Below are 18,235 nucleotides of genomic sequence, written 5' to 3'. Positions count from 1 at the left end.
TCCCCCACCTATCCGGAAAGGTTGAAGTTACCGGACGCGCCGTAGACTGCGAGCGAGATGAACAGGGTGATCGTGACGACCACGATCAGCGACGTACGCACGGCCTGACCGACGGCGATGCCGACGCCCACAGGGCCGCCGGAGGCGTTGTAACCGTAATAGGTGTGCACCAACATCACCGCGATCGCCATCGCGATGGCCTGCAGGAACGACCACAACAAATCGGTCGGCACCAGGAACGTATTGAAGTAGTGGTCATAGAGCCCGGCCGACTGGCTGTTGATGAAGACGGTGGTGAACCTGGCGGCGAAGAACGCGGCGAGCACCGATAGCGAGTACAGCGGGATGATCGCCACCAGCCCCGCCATCAGCCGCGTCGAGACGAGGTACGACACCGAATGCACGGCCATTGATTCGACCGCATCGATCTCCTCGGCGACTCGCATGGCGCCCAGCTGCGCCGTCGTACCCGCCCCGATCGTCGCGGCAAGCGCGATCCCCGCGATGACCGGCGCGACGATGCGCACGTTGAGGAACGCCGACAGGAACCCGGTGAGCGCCTCGATGCCGATATCGCCCAGCGACGAGTAACCCTGCACCGCGATCACGCCGCCGGAGGCCAGGGTCAAAAAGGCTGCGACGCCGACCGTGCCACCGATCATCACCAGGGCGCCGCTGCCCATGGTCATCTCCGCGATGTTGCGAATGGTCTCCTTGCGGTAGCGCGTGATCGCGTTGGGTACGTATCGGATCGTCTCGCCGTAAAACAGCGCCTGCTCACCGACGGTGTCGACGGCTTTCGGCACGCCGCGGAAGGCGCGTCGCAGTCGGAATGTCAAGTCGTAGCTCATTGGCGCGTCAACACCCTTACCCCCACCGCCGTCATGATCACATTGATCACGAACAGGCAGATGAATGCGTAGACCACGGTTTCGTTGACCGCCGTCCCCACGCCCTTCGGGCCGCCCTGCACGGTCAGACCGCGATAGCACCCGACCAGGCCGGCGACGACGCCGAACAGCAAAGCCTTCACCTCCGCGAGCACCAGTTCGCCCAACCCCGTGAGGACGGTCAGGCCGTTGATAAACGCGCCGGGGTTGACGCCTTGAAGGAAGACAGAGAAGACGTAGCCGCCGGACAGGCCGATCGCGCAGACCAAGCCGTTGAGCAGCAGGGCCACGACGGTCGAGGCCAACACGCGGGGGACGACGAGCCGCTGGATCGGATCGATACCGAGCACCCGCATCGCGTCGATCTCTTCGCGGATGGTGCGGGCACCGAGGTCGGCGCAGATCGCGGTGGCACCCGCGCCCGCCACCACGAGCACCGTCACGACCGGGCCAAGCTGGGTGATGGTGCCGAACGCCGTGCCCGCACCGGATAGATCGGCCGCACCGATCTCCCGCAAGAGGATGTTCAACGTGAAGGCGACCAGGACCGTGAACGGAATCGCGACGAGCAGTGTCGGCACCAACGAGACCCGCGCGATCATCCACGTCTGCTCGAGGAACTCGCGGAACTGGAACGGCCGGCGGAAGATCTTGACGAAGGTGTCGATCGACATCTCGACGAAACCGCCCACGGCCCGCGCCGGGACCGCAAGCTGTTCGATCAACCTCGGCTCCGTTCTCGGAGCAGGGGTTTCATGAGTTCCTTCACCATGGCGAAGCCTTCGAATCCGCTTGCCTCGGCAACTTTTCCACCCCTGCAGCGCACGTAAATTTGAGTGAGCCGGATCATACTAACTAGAACAAGTTCGCAGTGTCAAAGCGCCCGAATTGAGACAATATCGATGCTTATGTCCAGGTCAGCGCGGGTGTGACCCAGGTCATTCTGGAACGTGTTCTAGTAGCGCAAGTTACCCGGGCTTCAAGGGATCCTTAGGAATTTCCCATCAGGTGGGTGGCAGAAAATCCTCGCTCGAGTTCACGGTCAGCAAAGTAATCGCGCAGCGTTGCGCTCAGCTCCGACGGCACCCACGCGTCCCCGTCTGCGGTGAATTTCTGCTCGACCGTCGGGGCCGCCAGCAGCGTAACCGACGGTCCGTAGACGATGAAGACCTGTCCGCTGACGCGGTCCGATGCCGGCGAGGCAAGAAAGCGGACCAGCGACACCACATGCTCGGGCGAGAGGCTGTCGACTTGTCCGTCACCGAGCTCCGGCGTATCGCCGAACACGTCGGCGGTCATAGCCGTGCGTGCCCGCGGAGCAATCGCGTTGGCCCGCACGCCGTAGCGCTCCAGCGCTCGCGCGGCGGTCAGCGTGAGCTGAATGATTCCGGCCTTGGCGGCGCCGTAGTTGGCCTGGCCGACGGGACCGGTCAGGCCCGCCTCCGACGAGGTGTTGATGATCCGGCCGTAGACCTGCCCCTTTTGGTTGTCACCGCCCTCCTTGGCCTTGGCCCGCCAGTAGGCGGCCGCGTTGCGCGTCAACAAGAAGTGCCCCCGCAGGTGCACGGCGATCACGGCATCCCAGTCCTCGTCGGACATGTTGAACAGCATCTTGTCCCGGGTGATGCCCGCGTTGTTGACGACGATGTCGAGGCCGCCGAGACCGTCAGCGGTGGCGACGAGTTCGTCGGCGGTGCTGCGCGCACTGATGTCACCTTCGACCGCCACCCCCTTGGAGCCGGCAGCCGCGATCTCGTCCAACACGTCCGAGGAGTCCAATGCGGCGGCCATGTCGTTGACCACGACGGTGGCACCCGACCGAGCCAAGCCGATGGCCTCGGCGCGGCCCAAGCCCGCGGCCGCCCCGGTAACGACCGCCACGCGGCCGGACAGATCGGTCAGGTCGTCTCGTTGTGCGCTCACTTAATGAATACCTCTAGTCCTTGCGAAGTAACGCGGCGCGCGGGCATTCGGCGATCGACTGCTCGGCCAGGTCCTCCTGGTCAGGAGCCACCGGATCCTGCTTCACCACCGCGTAATCCTCGTCGTCGAGATCGAATAGGTCAGGCGCGATTCCCACGCAGACGGCGTTACCTTCACACCGATCGCGGTCAACTTCAACTCGCACGACAACCTCCTTGCAGTCAGCTCCGACAGGCCGGTTCCTGGCAGGACCCACAATACGACCAGGCCAAGGCGCTACCGACCCAAACCGTCGCTGGACCCCAAGACTAGAACGTGTTACAACCGGGGTGGCAGATTGGGTCTGCTTCTCGCAGGTGGCGACGTGAAGGCCGCGCGCACGCGAGGAGCGGAAAGGACGAGGCGATGCGGATCGGCTATACCCCCGAGCAAGAGGAGTTGCGCCGCGAACTGCGTGCCTACTTCACCAAGCTCATGACGCCCGAACGCGCCGAGGCGCTCGCGTCGAACGACGGCGAGATGGGCCGCGGCAACGTGTACCGCGAGACCGTCGCGCAAATGGGTAAGGACGGCTGGCTGACGCTGAACTGGCCCACGGAGTACGGCGGCCAGGAACGCACGCCGATGGACAGCCTGATCTTCAACGACGAGGCCGCGATCGCCAATGTGCCCGTGCCGTTCCTGACGATCAACAGCGTCGCGCCGACGATCATGCATTTCGGTACCGAAGAACAGAAGAAGTTCTTCCTGCCCAAGATCGCGGCCGGCGAGTTGCACTTCTCCATCGGCTACTCCGAGCCCGGCGCGGGAACCGACCTGGCGTCGTTGCGTACCACCGCGGTCCGCGACGGCGACGATTACGTCATCAATGGTCAGAAGATGTGGACCAGCCTGATCGCCTACGCCGACTACGTCTGGCTGGCGGTGCGCACCAACCCGGAGGCCAAGAAGCATCGCGGCATCTCGATGCTCATCGTGCCCACCACGGCCGAAGGGTTCTCGTGGACGCCCGTGCACACGATGGCCGGCGTGGACACCAGCGCCACCTACTATCAGGACGTCCGGGTGCCTACCACCAATCTGGTCGGCGAGGAAAACGCCGGCTGGAAGCTGGTCACCAACCAGCTCAACCACGAGCGGGTCGCGCTGGTGTCTGCCCAGCCGATCTTCGTGGCGCTCAACCAGGTTCGCGAGTGGGCGCAGAACACAAAGGACATTCACGGCAACCGGCTGATCGACTCGGAATGGGTGCAGCTCAACCTCGCCCGTGTGCACGCCAAGGCCGAGGTGCTCAAGCTGATCAACTGGGAACTGGCCTCGACGGAGGACGCGGCGCCGTCTCCGGCCGATGCGTCGGCCGCCAAGGTGTTCGGCACCGAGCTGGCCACCGAGGCCTACCGGCTGCTGATGGAGGTGCTCGGTACCGCCGCCACGGTACGTACGAACTCCCCCGGCGCCCAGCTGCGCGGGCGGATCGAGCGGATGCACCGGTCGTGCCTCATCCTGACCTTCGGCGGCGGCACCAACGAGATTCAGCGCGACATCATCGGCATGGTCGCGCTCGGCCTGCCCCGAGTGAACCGGTAAGGACCCCTCACATGGACTTCACGACGACCGAAGCCGCCGAAGATCTCGGCGGTCTGACGCGCACCATCGTCGACTCGGTGTGCACCCCTGAGCGCCAGCGGGAGCTGGACGGACTCGATGAACGCTTCGACGCCGCCCTGTGGGCCAAGCTCAAGGATGCGGACGTGTTGTCCACCACCGCCCCGGAGTCGTTGGGCGGCGGCGGTTTCGGCGTGCTCGAGCAGGTCGCGGTGCTCGTCGCACTGGGCCGGCAGATGGCCGCGGTGCCCTATCTCGAGTCGGCCGTGCTGGCCGCAGGCGCACTGGCGAAGTTCGCACCGCAGGAGCTGCAGCAGGCGTGGGCAGTGCCCGCGATCAACGGCGACAAGATTGTCACCGTGGCGCTGGACGGCGACATGGGTGAGGGACCGGTGCAGGCTCAGTCGTCTGGATCGAATTACCGACTCACCGGCACCAGGACTCAGGTCGCCTACGGGCCGGTCGCCGACGCGTTCCTGGTGCCCGCCGAAACCGATTCCGGCACCAAGGTCTTCGTAGTTTCCAACGACGACGCCGGCGTTACGGTCACCTCGCTGGACACCACGGGCCACGGCAGCGTCGGGCACCTCGAGTTGCAGGGTGTGGAGTTGGGAGCCGACCGCATCGTCGGGGGCGGCGACGTCGTCTCATGGCTGACGACCCACGCCACGTTGGGCCGCAGCGCATTTCAGCTCGGCGTTCTCGAGCGGGCGTTGGAGCTCACCGCAGAATATGCGCGGGAACGCGAACAGTTCGACCGCCCGATCGGCAGTTTCCAGGCGGTCTCGTCACGGTTGGCCGACGGCTACATCGACATCAAGGGTTTGCGGTTGACCGTGACCCAGGCGGCCTGGCGGTTGTCGGAGGATCTTCCGGCCGAGATCGACGTGCACACCGCGGCCTTCTGGGCGGCCGACGCGGGACACCGCGTCGCGCACACCACGGTGCACGTGCACGGTGGCGTCGGTATAGACACCGACCATCCCGTGCACCGGTATTTCCTCGCGGCCAAGCAAACGGAGTTCGCCGTCGGCGGCGCCACCGGTCAGCTCCTGCGCATCGGCCGGGAGCTGGCTGACACACCGGCTTGAACCCCACCGCAGGGAGCGAGCTCCCGACCGTCACATCGCTTGTCTCTCCGCTGATCGAGGTGGACGACCGCGGAGTGTTCTTCGAGGAGTCGTTCACCCCGTGGCGCGAGCACATCCAGCAAGGCGCCGCGGTGGCCGCCGCGCTGCGGGCACGAATGGACTCTGACAAACCGCCCCACGTCGGCGTCCTGCTGCAGAACACGCCGTTCTTCTCGTCGCTGCTCGTCGCGGCGGCACTGACGGGCATCGTGCCGGTCGGGCTCAACCCGATCCGGCGCGGCGCGGCGCTGGAACGCGACATCTGCCATGCGGATTGCCAAGTGGTGCTTGCCGATTCGGCGTCGGCGGCGGTCGTCGGTGACATCGACCACGTCGACGTCGACTCCCCGGCATGGGCGGAGGAAGTCTCGACGCATCGCGGCGCACCGGTCACCGCGCGCAAAGCCGACCCCGCCGACACGTTCATGCTGATCTACACCTCAGGCACGAGCGGCGATCCCAAGGCGGTGATCTGCAGTCACGGCAAGGTGGCGATCGCCGGCGTGACGATGTCCGAACGGTTCGGGCTTGGCCCCGACGACATCTGCTATGTGTCCATGCCGCTGTTCCACTCGAACGCGGTGCTGGTCGGCTGGGCGGTGTCGCTGGCCTGCCGGGGGTCGATGGTGTTGCGGCGCAGGTTCTCCGCATCGCAGTTCCTGCCCGACGTGAGGCGCTACGGTGCCACCTACGCCAACTACGTCGGCAAGCCGCTGTCGTACGTGCTGGCGACGCCGGAACGGCCCGACGACGGAGACAACCCGCTGAAGGCGGTGTACGGCAACGAGGGTGCGCCCGCCGACGTCGAACGGTTCGCCCGCCGGTTCAACACTGTCGTCGTCGACGGGTTCGGTTCCACTGAAGGCGGAGTCGCGATCGGGCGCACACCGGACACCCCGCCCGGCGCCCTCGGGCCGCTGCCCGAAGGAACCGACATCATCGACGTGGAGACCGGTGAGCCGTGTCCTCCCGGCGTTACCGGTGAGATCGTCAACACGACGGGTCCCGGCCGGTTCGAGGGCTACTACAACGATCCGGATGCCGATGCCGAACGCATGCGTGGCGGCATGTACCACAGCGGCGACCTCGGCTACCGCGACGAGAACGGCTACGTGTATTTCGCTGGGCGACTGGGTGACTGGATGCGCGTCGACGGTGAGAACCTCGGTGCCGCGCCAATCGAACGCGTGCTCCTGCGTCATCCCGACGTGATCGAGGCCGCGGTGTACGGCATACCGGCCCCCGATGTCGGTGATCAAGTGATGGCGGCGCTACTGCTCGCCGATGGCGCCGAATTCGACGTCGACGGCTTCCGTGAATTCCTGGCCGACCAGCCGGACCTCGGACGCAAACAGTGGCCCGCGTTCGTCCGCATCGCCACCGAGCTGCCAAGGACCGAGTCCTTCAAGATCATCAAACGCCAGCTGGCGGCCCAGGGCACCGACTGCGCTGACAGAGTTTGGCCGATTCGGCGGTAACGTCGGCACGGTGGGCTACCGCGATTTCCCACCGCCACCACACCTGCGCGCTCTCGTGGAGTGCGCATGGGTCGTTGACGGTCCGCCGCAGCCGGTCCGCGTGCTGCCCGACGGGTGCATGGATCTCATCAGGATGTCGGGCGCGGTGGTCGTCGCCGGCCCGGACACCACGGCCTTCCTGAGCCCTCGCGGACGGGAGACGTTCGCGGGCTTGCGGTTTCGGCCGGGTGTGCTTCCCCGCCTACTCGGCGTCCCCGCGGCAGAGCTGCGCAACGCGCGCGTCCCACTGACGGAGCTGGGTGTCACATGCCGACGAGACAGCTCGTTGGTCGAGCTGGCGAGCGCCTTGGCCGCGGAGGAGCCGACGAGGGAGACGGCGCCGTGGTCACTGCCCCAGCTGAGCTGGATCGCGGGCAATCTCGCAGACGGTGCCACCGTCGCCGAGGTTGCGCGCCAGATCGGCTGGTCGAACCGTACGCTACAGCGCCAGTGCCGCGCGGTGTTCGGCTACGGACCGGCCACGCTGCGACGCATCCTGCGATTCCGTCGGGCAATTGCGCTCTTGGACAAGGGATGTTCGCCTGCCGATGCGGCCGCCGCTGCGGGTTATTCCGATCAGCCGCACCTGCACCGCGAGGTACGCGACCTCACCGGCATGTCATTGACCTCTCTGCGTCACGACAGCGGACAGAACAGATCGACCGACGTGCCGTCGGGATCGGTGACGGTCGCGTAGCGCTGGCCCCACGGCGCATCGAACGGCTCAAGCGGTCCGGGATGACCGGCACCGGTGACCTTCGCGAATAACGCGTCGACCTCCGACGGTGCAGTCACCTCGAAGGCCAACGCCACCCGGCCCTGCTGCGTCGGCGGAGTCCAGCCGGGATGCATGCCCGCGATGACGTCCTCGTCATCGAACGCCAACCGATTGCCGCCGGGAAGGCCGACTTCCACATGCGGGCCATCGGGCTCGGGAACGTCGAGTCCCAGCAGCCGGTAGAATTCCAGGGCCCGCTGCAGATCCTTGGTGGCGATCTCGACGACAGTTGACGTCACGCGAATGTCCATAGCCCGCACGTTAAGCCGGCGAGCTCGCTGCGTCGTGAACAAATCGGACACGTTGCGTGCGTCACGACTCCCAGAACACCATCTCGTTCTGAGACTGGGGCCTCTCAGCTGCCAGCGCGGTCCGCGTTCGCGTGGATGGCGGCACGGCAGTACTCCGCAAGTCCCGGCAGCCCGAATGACTCGTCGTAGTTGGCGACGTACTTCGGGTCGCTGACGTACATATCGCCCAGCCTGCGGTGCATGGCCGGCGGACAGTCGTAGAACCAGCGATTCACGTGTAGCCGGTGCTGCTCGGCAGCATCCATCGCCTCGTCGGAGTCGGGCGGGAGCCCAGCGCGAAACGCGTCGGCCAGCCTCCGCTCAACGGCTTCCCCTTCGGCTTTCAGCTCGACCCATTCGGCCTTGCTGTAGGACTTCGTGCGGCGCTGCGATTCCTGCCACTCCGCGGTCTCGCCGAACTTCTGTTCGGCTTCCGCCTGGTAGTCGTCGAAGCCGTCGCCGAAGAGCTCGCGCATGTCGTCGTCTGTCATGGGGGTGTTCGTCACTGCTCTCTCCAATGCCTGATCTATTGCCTCGACGAGGTCCTTCATCTGATCGAGCCGGGCGATGACGCGTTCGCGCTGGCGAAGCAGGTGACTGACCTCATCACCCTCCGACAGCAGGCTCGCGATCTCGTCAAGAGACAGCTCGAGCCGGCGGTACACGATGATCTGCGATAACCGCGTCAGATCAGCGGTCGTGTAAACCCGATACCCCGAAGCCGCCCGCCGGGTCGGGGTCAGCAAGCCGATCTCGTCATAGTGGTGAAGTGTGCGGACCGTGATGCCGAACCGCATCGCGACTTCGCCCACGGTGAGTTCGTCCACCGGCACATCCTGCGTCACGTCTACCAGAGTGATGCCTCACGTCGCGTGAGGGTCAAGCCCCTTCGCGGTCAGCGCTGACGGATGGCGTCGAGCCGAGTTGTCGCCTCGTCGAAACCCGCAACCAACTCGGCAATGATGTCGGCTACCGGCCGGATCTCGTTCATCCGGCCGACGATCTGTCCCACCGGCATCGCCACGGTGGACGGGTCGGTCGATTCGTTCATCCGCTGATGCGCCTCGCTGACCAAGATGTTCTGCAGCGGCATCGGGAGCGGATCCGGCGCATCGGGCGCGTCCCACGCGTCGGTCCACCGGCTCTTGAGCAGCCGCGCCGGCTTGCCGGTGTAGATACGGCGACGCACGGTGTCGGCCGACGTCGCGGCCAACAACGCCTCCTGAATGGTCGACCTGCCGCTCGGCTGCCGATGCCCGAGGTCGTATTCGGCCGAGGTGAGAAACGCCGACCCCATCCACACGCCAGAGGCGCCCAGTGCAAGCGCCGCAGCGACCTGACGCCCTGTGCCGACGCCGCCCGCGGCGAGCACCGGAGCCCGACCATCAAGGGCGTCAACGATTTCGGGCCACAGCACCATCGAACCGATCTCGCCGGTGTGCCCGCCTGCCTCATGGCCCTGGGCGACCACGATATCGACGCCGTTGTCGACGTGGCGCTGCGCGTGTTTGGGACTGCCGGCGAGCGCGGCGACCGGGACACCGGCCTGGTGCACCTGATCGATGACGTCCTTCGGCGGAGAACCGAGGGCGTTGGCTATCAGCTTGATCGGGTGCTTCAGCGCCACCTCGACGTGTGACCGGGCCACCGAATGCAGCCAGCCGAGCACGCCCGCAGAGCGTTCGCCATCCTCCGGCAGCGGCGGGACGCCAAGCTCGGCGAGGGTCTTGTCGACGAAGTCGCGATGCGCCTGCGGGATCAGCTTGTCGATGTCGGCGGCGGTGCCCTCGGTCGGGATCTTCGCGGGCATGACGACGTCGACGCCGTAGGGCTTTCCGTCGGTGTTCTCGTCCATCCAATTCAGGACGGCGTCGAGTTGGTCAGGATCGTTGAACCGCACACAGCCCAGCACGCCCAAGCCACCGGCCTTGCTGACCGCCGCGGCCACCTTCTCCGACGGCGTGAAGACAAAGATCGGATAGTCGATACCGAAGCGGTCGCACAGTTGCGTGCGCATCAGGATGCCGTCCCCACGTGGTTGGCGTGCGCATCGTCGGCGGGCCGCTCCTCGGTGATGTCTTTGGCCCACCGGTAGTCGGGCTTGCCTGCGGGCGTGCGATGAATCTCGTCGACCCACCAAACCTTCCGCGGCACTTTGTATCCCGCGATCTCCTGACGGACGAACGCGTCGAGCTCGGCCAGGGTCGGGTTGGTGCCGGGACGGCGGTGCACGACGGCGGCCACGCACTGGCCGTAGCGCTCGTCGGGGACCCCGACCACCAACGCGTCGAAGACATCCTCGTGCCCCTTCAGGGCCGCCTCGACCTCTTCGGGATAGATCTTCTCGCCGCCACTGTTGATCGATTGCGATCCTCGGCCCAGCATCGTGACGGTGCCGTCGGCCTCGACCTCGGCGTAGTCACCCGGAATCGCGTACCGCACACCGTTGTACGTGCGGAACGTTTCGGCGGTCTTCTTCTCGTCCTTGTAGTAGCCAACGGGGATGTGCCCCTTCTTGGCGATGACGCCCCGCACGCCCGAACCCGGCTTGATCTCGTCGCCGTTCTCGTCGAGCACGACCGTGGTCTTGTCGATCGTCACCCGGGGACCGCCGGTGTGCGACTGCCCCTTGGCGACGACGCTGGTGCCGCCGAAGCCCGTCTCCGAAGAGCCGATCGAGTCGGTGATGATGCGGTCGGGCAGCAACTCGAGGAACTTCTCCTTGATGCTGGTCGAGAACAGCGCGGCGGTGCTGGCAAGCAGGAACAAGCTCGACAGGTCGGGCTCCTGGCCCGCGTCGTGCAGCTTGGTCAACGCGTCGAGAAGCGGGCGCGCCATCGCGTCGCCGGTGAAGAACAACAGGTTGACCTTGTGCTTCTCGATCGTCTGCCATACCTCGTCGGCGTCGAATTCCGGTGCCAGCACGGTCGTCTGGCCCGCGAATAGCGACATCCAGGTCGCCGACTGCGTCGCGCCGTGGATCATCGGCGGGATCGGATAGCGGATCATCGGCGCGTTCGAGACGGCGCCCTTGGCCAAGTCGTACTCGTCGGCGATCGGCTCACCCGTCGCAAAGTCGGTGCCGCCGAACAACACCCGGTAGATGTCCTCGTGGCGCCACATCACGCCCTTCGGGAAGCCCGTGGTGCCGCCGGTGTACAGCAGGTAGATGTCATCGGCGCTGCGCGGCCCGAAATTTCGCTCCGGCGAGCTGTTTTCGAGCGCAGCATAGAACTCGATCCCGCCGTAGCGCTGGTAGTCGTCGTCGCTGCCGTCCTCGACCACCAGGATGGTCTTGACGGCAGGCGTCTCGGGCAGCACGTTGGCGACGCGGTCGGCGTACCGTCGCTCGTGCACCAGCGCGACCATGTCGGAGTTCTCGAACAGGTACTTCAGCTCGCCCTCGACGTAGCGGAAGTTGACGTTGACCAGGATGGCGCCGGCTTTGACAATGCCCAGCATCGCGATCACGATCTCGATGCGGTTGCGGCAGTACAGTCCGACCTTGTCGTCCTTCTTGACGCCCTGCTCGATCAGATAGTGGGCCAACCTGTTGGCCTTCTCTTCCAGCTGGGCGTAGGTCAACTGCTCGTCGCCGGAGATCAGGGCGACACGGTCTGGCACAGCGTCGATGGCGTGCTCGGCGAGATCGGCAATGTTCAGGGCCACGAGACCTAAACTAGAACGTGTTACATTTCGAGACAAGTCTGTGGCTCCGACCAAGGAAGGCGGACTAGTTCGTGAGCGACGAAGATAAGTCGACAAAAGGCCCCGACGCCCTCATTGAGCAGCGCGGACACACCCTCATCCTGACGCTGAACCGGCCAGAAGCGCGCAACGCGCTGTCCACCGAGATGCTCTCTATCATGGTCGAGGCCTGGGACCGGGTCGACAACGATCCGGAGATCCGCAGCTGCGTCCTGACCGGCGCCGGCGGCTACTTCTGCGCCGGCATGGACCTCAAGGCCGCGACCGCCAAGCCGCCGGGCGACTCGTTCAAAGACGGCAGTTACGACCCGTCGCGCATCGACGCTCTGCTCAAGGGCCGGCGGCTGACCAAGCCACTGATCGCCGCCGTCGAGGGGCCGGCCATTGCCGGTGGCACGGAGATCCTGCAGGGCACCGACATCCGCATCGCCGGCGAGAGCGCGAAGTTCGGTATTTCCGAGGCGAAGTGGAGCCTGTACCCGATGGGCGGCTCGGCGGTCCGACTCGTCCGCCAGATCCCCTACACCATCGCCTGCGACCTGCTGCTGACCGGTCGACACATCACCGCCGCCGAGGCGCTGGAATACGGTCTGATCGGCTACGTGGTGCCCGACGGCAGCGCGCTCGACAAGGCCCTGGAGATCGCCGAAGTGATCAACAACAACGGCCCCCTGGCGGTGCAGGCCATCCTGCGGTCGATCCGCGAAACCGAGGGCTTGCACGAGAACGAGGCGTTCAAGATCGACACGAAGATCGGTATCGAGGTGTTCCTCTCCGACGACGCCAAGGAAGGCCCGCGGGCTTTCAAGGAGAAGCGCGCCCCCAACTTCCAGATGAAGTAATGGAAGTAAGCCCCCTTCTCTTCGCGAGCGTGCGTGTCTGCACACGACACGCCGCCGGATTTCGGCTGTTTGCGCACTCTCGCGCAGCGCTCAGCGGGCAAGAGGAATTAAACGCGCATTGAAATCGTTTCGACTGTTAGTTGGTCGGAAGGATCGACGATGTATGACTTGGAAAACGCGATCACCGAACGCCGATCGTCCCGGTTGTTCCTCCGCGACAAACCCGTCCCCATGGAGTTAGTTCACGAGGCGCTGGACCTCGCGATGCACGCCCCGTCGAACTCGAACATCCAGCCCTGGCACGTCGTGCTCGCCTCAGGGCCGGCACGAGACCGTCTCGTTGAGGCACTGCTCGAGGTGGCAGCGGTCGAGTCTCCGAGCGTGCCGGTCTTGCCCGAGTCCTTCGCACCCATGCGACGCGACCTGGGTGCGCTGGTCTATGGATCGATGGGAGTCGCGCGGCATGACGCTGAGGCCCGGCGCATCGCGGTGTTACGCAACTGGGAGTTCTTCCGGGCTCCGCTGGCGGGGATCGTCTGCATGCACCACGATCTCGACTACGTCGATGCGATGGGTGTCGGCATGTTCCTGCAGACCCTGGTGCTGGCATTGACGGCCCGCGGCCTGGGCACCTGCGTACAGGTGTCAATCGCCGGCTATCCCGATGTCGTGCGAGAACAACTGAACATCGACGAGGAGATGCGGATCCTGTGCGGGCTGGCGATCGGCTACCCAGACCCGACGTTCGCGGCCAACTCGCTGCGGGTGCCGCGCAACCCGGTCGAGAACAACGTGGTGTTTCTCGACCACTAACCGCGCCGACGAGCGTGCCCAAACCGCCGAAATTCGGCGGCATGTCGTGTGCAGACACGCACGCTCGCGCAAAGACGTTAGACGTTCAGCGGCTTGGTGGGTGTGAAGACCACCGGCATCTGCTCGAGGCCGCTGACGAAATTGGCCGGGCGAAGCGGTAATTCGGCATCAGAGGCCAACCGCATGTCGGGCAGCCGCTTCAACAGTCGCTCCTGCATGAGCGAGATCTCCAGGCGCGCCAGCTGGTTGCCGAGGCAGAAATGCGTGCCGAAGCCGAACGCCAGGTGGTTGTTGGGATAGCGGGTGATGTCGAAGGTCTCGGGCTTGTCGAACACCTTCTCGTCGAAGTTCGCCGACTCGAACAGCAGGATCATCTTCTCGCCCTGCCGCAACTGCGTGCCGTGGAAGTCGGTGTCGGCGGTCAGGGTGCGGGCCATGTTCTTCACCGGCGCGGTCCAGCGCAGCATCTCTTCGATTGCGTTGGGCAGCAGGTCCAAATCCTTGATCAGCCGCTCATGCTGGTCGGGGTGACGCAGCAACTGCCGGGTCCCTCCGGACAACGTGTGACGGGTAGTCTCGTCGCCGCCGATCAACAGCAGCAGCACCTCGGTGACGATCTGGTGATCCTCGAGTTTGGAGCCTTCAACCTCGGCATGCACAAGGACGCTGACGAGATCGTCGGTCGGTTCGGCCTTGCGTTCGGCGATCATGCCCGTCATGTACTCGCTGTATGCCGCAAATGCGTCCATCGTGACCTGGAACTGCTCGGGATCGGCTGTGCTGCTCAAAAAACTGACCAGATCATCGGACCACCGCAGGAACATCTCGCGCTCGGCGGGACGCACGCCGAGCATGTCGCCGATGACCGCCATCGGAAGCGGTGCCGCGATGTCCCAGACGAAGTCGCACTCGCCGCGTTCGCACACCGCGTCGATCAGGGTGTCGCAGAGTGAAATGATCGATCCCTCAAGGTCTTTCACCCGCTTGCGGGTGAAGCCGGAGTTGACGAGCTTGCGTCGCAGGAGATGCTGCGGGTCGTCCATCTCGATCATCATCTCGACGCCCGGCTGGTCAGGCCGGATGCCGCCCGCGTTGGAGAACAGCTCGGGGTGGCGCTCGGCCTCGATGACGGCGGCGTAGGTGGCGGCGGCCGCGAGGCCGTTTCGGTCGCGGAACACCGGTTCGTTGTCGCGCATCCATTTGTAGACGGGGTGCGAGTCGCCGGCGTAGAAACCACCGTCGGTCAGATCGACGTCTGGTCTGGTGAGGGTCATGCCTGCCTCCATCGATTGTTAACGAAATCTAGACGACGTCTCTGCATTACCGTGATCCCGCATGACCGTCAGCAGGACCACATTCGCATTCGTCGCGCTCGCAACGGGACTCGCGCTCGGCGGCTGCGGCGGCGACAAGCCGCAGCCGGCCTCGTCGCAGCCGAGTACGCCGCCCGCGGCAGGATCGGCCATCGACGCGTGCAAGCTGGTCAGCGCCGACGACATTGCCAAGCTGCTCGGTAAACCGGTCGAGGGCAGGGCGATAGGAGGAAGCCCCGACGCCCCCGCCTGTACGTGGGAGAACCGCGAGACCTACGAGTCGGTGACGCTGGAGATCGGTAAACCCGGCACCGCCGCAAACGGCACGCTCGCCCCGCCGGACCCCGGCCTGGGTGACGTCGGCACGCCAGGTCCCGACGGGATGCGCTACCTCGCCAGCGGCATGGTCGAGTTCCCGGCGGGCGGTCGCGCGAACACAGTGCAGGTCGCGGTGCTGGCGCTGATGGGCCCCGACGCCGACAACGCAGCCGTCGATCTGGCCCGAAAGATCGAGCCGCAGCTGCCGCAGTGACCGCATCGGCTTCTCAGACGGCGGTCGCGTCGCCGAACGTCATTTGCACGTTGTCCACCGAACTCGACAGCATCGCCGCTCTCGGCAGGCCAAGGGATGCCAGCTCTTTGGCGTACGGATGATCACCGAGCCGCATGCTCACTCCGCCCGGTCGGTTGCGCACCCCGCTGGTCGACATCTCGAACGCGGTTTCGCGGGTCACACCGTCGCGGTGGGAATAGCTGCGCTGCGCTTGTGTGCGCGGCGTCAACCGGATCGGCAGCCCGCGTCGGAACTCCATTCCGAGCACGAACTGACCGTCGATGGTGAGGTCGAAGCCGAACTGACGGCCGTCGCGGATCGTGAAGTCCGCCATGACTTTCGGATAGCCCCAGATCTTTGTTCCGGCTTCCAGGGTGAACTCCTGATCGACCGGGAGATGATGAATGAACGCCCCGGCAGACTGCAGCGCCCGCAGCCCGGTCGCTGACGATCCCGGCGAGTTGACCATCACGTTGGTGCCGAATTCGTAGTACTGGCCGAGGTCGCCGTCGACGTAGTGCATCAGCATCAGGATCGCGATCGTGCGCCCGGGCCGATAGCGGCACACAGTCAGCCCGCTGTAATCGATCAGGTCCTGGGCGGCGTCGGCGTCGACGGAGAACATCGCCATGTGCTGGACGGCCTTGCGGATCTCCACAGGCATGGTGACGACCTGGCCGGCGATGGTGTGTTGCGAACCACTCATCGCGCCAATCTAGAACGCGTTCTAGACAAGTAGCAAGAACTGTCTACAGCAATCCGGCAAGGTCGCGGATCTGTTCCGGCGACCGGGCGCCGACCACCATCATGGTGACGCCCGCAGCCTCCCACGCCTTCATCTGTTCCTGGACGTAGTTCAGATCCCCCACGATCGCCGAGTCGTCGACAAGCTCGTCGGGAATGATCTTGGCCGCCTCGTCCTTCCGGTCGGATCGGAACAGCTTCGTGACGTCGTCGACCACCTCGGCATAACCCATCCGGCGGTAGACGTCGGCGTGAAAGTTGGTGTCCTCGGCGCCCATTCCGCCCATGTACAGCGCGAGGTGCGGCTTCATCAGCTCCATGACGGCTGGGCGATCGTCGGTGACGACCACCTGCGCGGTTGCGCAGATCTCGAACGTCTCCCTGCTGCGGCGGGCGCCGGGGCGGGCGAAGCCCTCGTCGAGCCACTCGTTGTACATGCCGGCGATCCGCGGCGAATAGAAGATCGGCAGCCAGCCGTCGCAGATCTCGGCGGCCAGCGCAACATTCTTGGGACCTTCCGCTCCGAGCATGATCGGGATGTCCGCGCGCAGCGGATGTGTGATGGGCTTCAGCGGCTTGCCCAGACCGGTGGTGGCTTCTCCGGTCAGCGGCAACGGGTAGTGCGGTCCGTCGCTGCGCACCGGAGCCTCGCGCGCCCAGACCTGTCGCAGGATGTCAATGTACTCGCGGGTGCGGGCCAGCGGCTTCGGGAACTTCTGGCCATACCAGCCCTCGACGACCTGCGGTCCCGACACCCCGAGGCCGAGGATGTGCCGTCCGCCCGAAAGATGATCGAGCGTCAGAGCGGCCATTGCGCAGGCGGTCGGGGTCCTGGCCGACAGCTGGATCACCGACGTGCCAAGCCGCATCCGCTTGGTCTCGCGGCCCCACCACGCCAGCGGAGTGTAGGCGTCCGACCCCCACGCCTCGGCCGTGAAGACGGTGTCGAAGCCGGCGTCCTCGGCCGCGGCGACCAGTTCGGGCGCGTTCTCGGGCGGCTGCGCGCCCCAATATCCCAGCTGCAAACCGAGCTTCATTCCCACCACCCCGCCCGTGCGTTCATTAGCCCGCCTTCCGACCCATGGTTGAAACCATTCTTAGAACCTGTTCTACTCGATGCTGTGACCACCAGCCAAAGCAGCCCGGTGCAGATCGACGCGCATCAGAAGCCCCTTTCGGCACCGCTGAAGCTGTCATTCGACTACACCCGTTCAGTCGGACCACTCCTGTCCCAGTTCTTCACCGCGCTGCGGGGACGGCGCATCCTCGGTGTCCGCGGTTCCGACGGACGGGTGCTCGTACCGCCCGCTGAGTATGACCCGGTGACCTACGCGCCGTTGACCGAGGTGGTGCCGGTGGCCAGCGTCGGCACCGTGGTGTCGTGGACGTGGCAGTCAGAGCCCTTGGAGGGTCAGCCCCTGAACAAGCCGTTCGCGTGGGCGCTGATCCGGCTCGACGGTGCCGACACCTCGCTGTTGCATGCCGTGGCCGCGGATTCGCCCGACGCGATCAGCACCGGCGCGAGGGTGCGCGCGCACTGGGTCGACGAGCCGGTCGGTGCGATCACCGACATCGCCTACTTCGTGCTCGGCGACACCGAAGAATCTGTGGAGCCCTCCGACACCGATGACCGTGAACCGGTCACCATCCAGGTGTCACCCAGCAGCATCGAAATCCAGCACACCGCATCGCTTCCGGAAAGCGTCTTCCTGCGAGGGCTCGAGGACGGCAAGCTGCTGGGTGCCCGCACCGGTGAAACCGGAAAGGTCTACTTCCCGCCGAAGGAGGCCGATCCGGCGACCGGTCTCGAGCTGGACACCTTTGTCGAGCTGCCGGACGCGGGCACCGTGACGACGTTCGCGATCATCAACATCCCGTTCGCGGGCCAGCGCATCAAGCCGCCGTATGTCGCGGCCTATGTGCTGCTCGACGGCGCCGACATCCCATTCCTGCATCTGATCCAAGAGATCGACGTCGCCGACGTGCGGATGGGGCTTCGGGTGCAGGCGGTGTGGAAGCCCCGTGAGGAATGGGGTCTGGGCATCGACAACATCGAGTACTTCAAACCCACCGGCGAACCCGACGCCGACTACGACACCTACAAGCACCACCTCTAAAGGGAACCGCCA

The 18,235-nt window shown here is 65.4% G+C and carries 19 protein-coding genes; 8 read left to right on the top strand and 11 right to left on the bottom strand.

Going from position 1 to position 18,235, the window contains the following annotated elements; genetic code table 11:
* Positions 1-8: 8 nt before the first annotated feature.
* The 4 genes from A5651_RS11020 to A5651_RS11005 form a co-directional block, all read right to left on the bottom strand.
* Positions 9-851 (bottom strand): ABC transporter permease, encoded by an 843-nt coding sequence (locus tag A5651_RS11020; RefSeq protein ID WP_066979673.1) that lies wholly within the window; start codon positions 849-851, stop codon positions 9-11.
* The gene (locus A5651_RS11015) at positions 848-1,615 is read right to left on the bottom strand and encodes an ABC transporter permease (protein WP_066979670.1); all 768 of its coding nucleotides are present in this window, start codon (positions 1,613-1,615) and stop codon (positions 848-850) included. The genes A5651_RS11020 and A5651_RS11015 overlap by 4 nt, the downstream gene beginning before the upstream one ends.
* Before the next feature lie 265 nt (positions 1,616-1,880).
* A complete protein-coding gene (locus A5651_RS11010) occupies positions 1,881-2,813 on the bottom strand; it encodes a 3-oxoacyl-ACP reductase (protein ID WP_066979668.1) in 933 nt (310 codons plus the stop codon).
* Positions 2,814-2,826: 13 nt separating this feature from the next.
* The gene (locus A5651_RS11005) at positions 2,827-3,018 is read right to left on the bottom strand and encodes a ferredoxin (protein WP_066979665.1); all 192 of its coding nucleotides are present in this window, start codon (positions 3,016-3,018) and stop codon (positions 2,827-2,829) included.
* 200 nt (positions 3,019-3,218) lie between these two features.
* On the opposite strand from A5651_RS11005, the gene A5651_RS11000 reads away from it, so the two are divergent.
* From A5651_RS11000 to A5651_RS10985, 4 genes are read left to right on the top strand one after another with little or no spacing between them, the layout of a single operon-like run.
* The gene (locus A5651_RS11000) at positions 3,219-4,400 is read left to right on the top strand and encodes an acyl-CoA dehydrogenase family protein (RefSeq protein ID WP_066979663.1); all 1,182 of its coding nucleotides are present in this window, start codon (positions 3,219-3,221) and stop codon (positions 4,398-4,400) included.
* An 11-nt stretch (positions 4,401-4,411) separates the two neighbouring features.
* The gene (locus A5651_RS10995; RefSeq protein WP_066979661.1) at positions 4,412-5,509 is read left to right on the top strand and encodes an acyl-CoA dehydrogenase family protein; all 1,098 of its coding nucleotides are present in this window, start codon (positions 4,412-4,414) and stop codon (positions 5,507-5,509) included.
* The gene (gene fadD17, locus A5651_RS10990) at positions 5,506-7,026 is read left to right on the top strand and encodes a long-chain-fatty-acid--CoA ligase FadD17 (protein ID WP_066979658.1); all 1,521 of its coding nucleotides are present in this window, start codon (positions 5,506-5,508) and stop codon (positions 7,024-7,026) included. Before A5651_RS10995 ends, fadD17 begins: the two co-directional genes overlap by 4 nt.
* Before the next feature lie 10 nt (positions 7,027-7,036).
* Positions 7,037-7,762 carry an AraC family transcriptional regulator gene (locus tag A5651_RS10985; RefSeq protein WP_066979655.1) on the top strand — a complete coding sequence of 242 codons (726 nt, stop codon included), beginning with the start codon at positions 7,037-7,039 and terminating at the stop codon, positions 7,760-7,762.
* On the opposite strand, the gene A5651_RS10980 is transcribed toward A5651_RS10985, so the two are convergent.
* From A5651_RS10980 to A5651_RS10965, 4 genes are all read right to left on the bottom strand, one after another.
* On the bottom strand, positions 7,702-8,094 hold the full coding sequence (locus A5651_RS10980; RefSeq protein WP_066979652.1) for a VOC family protein: 393 nt from the start codon (positions 8,092-8,094) through the stop codon (positions 7,702-7,704). The genes A5651_RS10985 and A5651_RS10980 overlap by 61 nt on opposite strands.
* Before the next feature lie 104 nt (positions 8,095-8,198).
* Positions 8,199-8,960, bottom strand: coding sequence for a MerR family transcriptional regulator (locus A5651_RS10975; RefSeq protein WP_066979965.1), 762 nt, complete (start codon positions 8,958-8,960; stop codon positions 8,199-8,201).
* A gap of 68 nt (positions 8,961-9,028) precedes the next feature.
* Positions 9,029-10,150, bottom strand: coding sequence for a nitronate monooxygenase family protein (locus A5651_RS10970; protein ID WP_066979650.1), 1,122 nt, complete (start codon positions 10,148-10,150; stop codon positions 9,029-9,031).
* Complete coding sequence (locus tag A5651_RS10965; protein ID WP_066979647.1) at positions 10,150-11,802, bottom strand: acyl-CoA synthetase; 1,653 nt, start codon at positions 11,800-11,802, stop codon at positions 10,150-10,152. Before A5651_RS10965 ends, A5651_RS10970 begins: the two co-directional genes overlap by 1 nt.
* Positions 11,803-11,873: 71 nt before the next feature.
* Between A5651_RS10965 and A5651_RS10960 the strand changes: the two genes are divergently transcribed.
* Positions 11,874-12,683: a crotonase/enoyl-CoA hydratase family protein gene (locus A5651_RS10960; RefSeq protein WP_066979644.1), complete on the top strand. Its 810-nt coding sequence runs from the start codon at positions 11,874-11,876 to the stop codon at positions 12,681-12,683.
* A 159-nt stretch (positions 12,684-12,842) separates the two neighbouring features.
* A complete protein-coding gene (locus A5651_RS10955; protein ID WP_066979641.1) occupies positions 12,843-13,496 on the top strand; it encodes a nitroreductase in 654 nt (217 codons plus the stop codon).
* 77 nt (positions 13,497-13,573) lie between these two features.
* On the opposite strand, the gene A5651_RS10950 is transcribed toward A5651_RS10955, so the two are convergent.
* The gene (locus A5651_RS10950) at positions 13,574-14,770 is read right to left on the bottom strand and encodes a cytochrome P450 (protein WP_066979638.1); all 1,197 of its coding nucleotides are present in this window, start codon (positions 14,768-14,770) and stop codon (positions 13,574-13,576) included.
* A 61-nt stretch (positions 14,771-14,831) separates the two neighbouring features.
* Between A5651_RS10950 and A5651_RS10945 the strand changes: the two genes are divergently transcribed.
* On the top strand, positions 14,832-15,341 hold the full coding sequence (locus tag A5651_RS10945; protein WP_066979636.1) for a DUF3558 domain-containing protein: 510 nt from the start codon (positions 14,832-14,834) through the stop codon (positions 15,339-15,341).
* Positions 15,342-15,354: 13 nt separating this feature from the next.
* On the opposite strand, the gene A5651_RS10940 is transcribed toward A5651_RS10945, so the two are convergent.
* Both A5651_RS10940 and A5651_RS10935 read right to left on the bottom strand, forming a co-directional pair.
* On the bottom strand, positions 15,355-16,068 hold the full coding sequence (locus tag A5651_RS10940) for an acetoacetate decarboxylase family protein (RefSeq protein ID WP_066979633.1): 714 nt from the start codon (positions 16,066-16,068) through the stop codon (positions 15,355-15,357).
* 43 nt (positions 16,069-16,111) lie between these two features.
* Positions 16,112-17,143: an LLM class F420-dependent oxidoreductase gene (locus tag A5651_RS10935; protein ID WP_066979630.1), complete on the bottom strand. Its 1,032-nt coding sequence runs from the start codon at positions 17,141-17,143 to the stop codon at positions 16,112-16,114.
* Between the two features lie 84 nt (positions 17,144-17,227).
* Between A5651_RS10935 and A5651_RS10930 the strand changes: the two genes are divergently transcribed.
* Positions 17,228-18,223 (top strand): Zn-ribbon domain-containing OB-fold protein, encoded by a 996-nt coding sequence (locus A5651_RS10930; protein ID WP_231988651.1) that lies wholly within the window; start codon positions 17,228-17,230, stop codon positions 18,221-18,223.
* Positions 18,224-18,235: the final 12 nt, after the last annotated feature.

Origin of the sequence: Mycobacterium sp. 1274761.0 (assembly GCF_001668615.1) — a bacterium.
Taxonomy (GTDB): domain Bacteria; phylum Actinomycetota; class Actinomycetes; order Mycobacteriales; family Mycobacteriaceae; genus Mycobacterium.
Note: the sequence above shows the minus strand (reverse complement) of the source record. Positions and strands in the feature narration are given on the sequence as shown.

Bases quoted from the DNA above. Each gene is read 5' to 3' on its own strand.
- A5651_RS11020 (WP_066979673.1), bottom strand. From the start codon at position 851: ATGAGCTACGACTTGACATTCCGACTGCGACGCGCCTTCCGCGGCGTG.
- A5651_RS11000 (WP_066979663.1), top strand. From the start codon at position 3,219: ATGCGGATCGGCTATACCCCCGAGCAAGAGGAGTTGCGCCGCGAACTG.
- A5651_RS10995 (WP_066979661.1), top strand. From the start codon at position 4,412: ATGGACTTCACGACGACCGAAGCCGCCGAAGATCTCGGCGGTCTGACG.
- A5651_RS10980 (WP_066979652.1), bottom strand. From the start codon at position 8,094: ATGGACATTCGCGTGACGTCAACTGTCGTCGAGATCGCCACCAAGGAT.
- A5651_RS10970 (WP_066979650.1), bottom strand. From the start codon at position 10,150: ATGCGCACGCAACTGTGCGACCGCTTCGGTATCGACTATCCGATCTTT.
- A5651_RS10955 (WP_066979641.1), top strand. From the start codon at position 12,843: ATGTATGACTTGGAAAACGCGATCACCGAACGCCGATCGTCCCGGTTG.
- A5651_RS10950 (WP_066979638.1), bottom strand. From the start codon at position 14,770: ATGACCCTCACCAGACCAGACGTCGATCTGACCGACGGTGGTTTCTAC.
- A5651_RS10945 (WP_066979636.1), top strand. From the start codon at position 14,832: ATGACCGTCAGCAGGACCACATTCGCATTCGTCGCGCTCGCAACGGGA.
- A5651_RS10940 (WP_066979633.1), bottom strand. From the start codon at position 16,068: ATGAGTGGTTCGCAACACACCATCGCCGGCCAGGTCGTCACCATGCCT.
- A5651_RS10935 (WP_066979630.1), bottom strand. From the start codon at position 17,143: ATGAAGCTCGGTTTGCAGCTGGGATATTGGGGCGCGCAGCCGCCCGAG.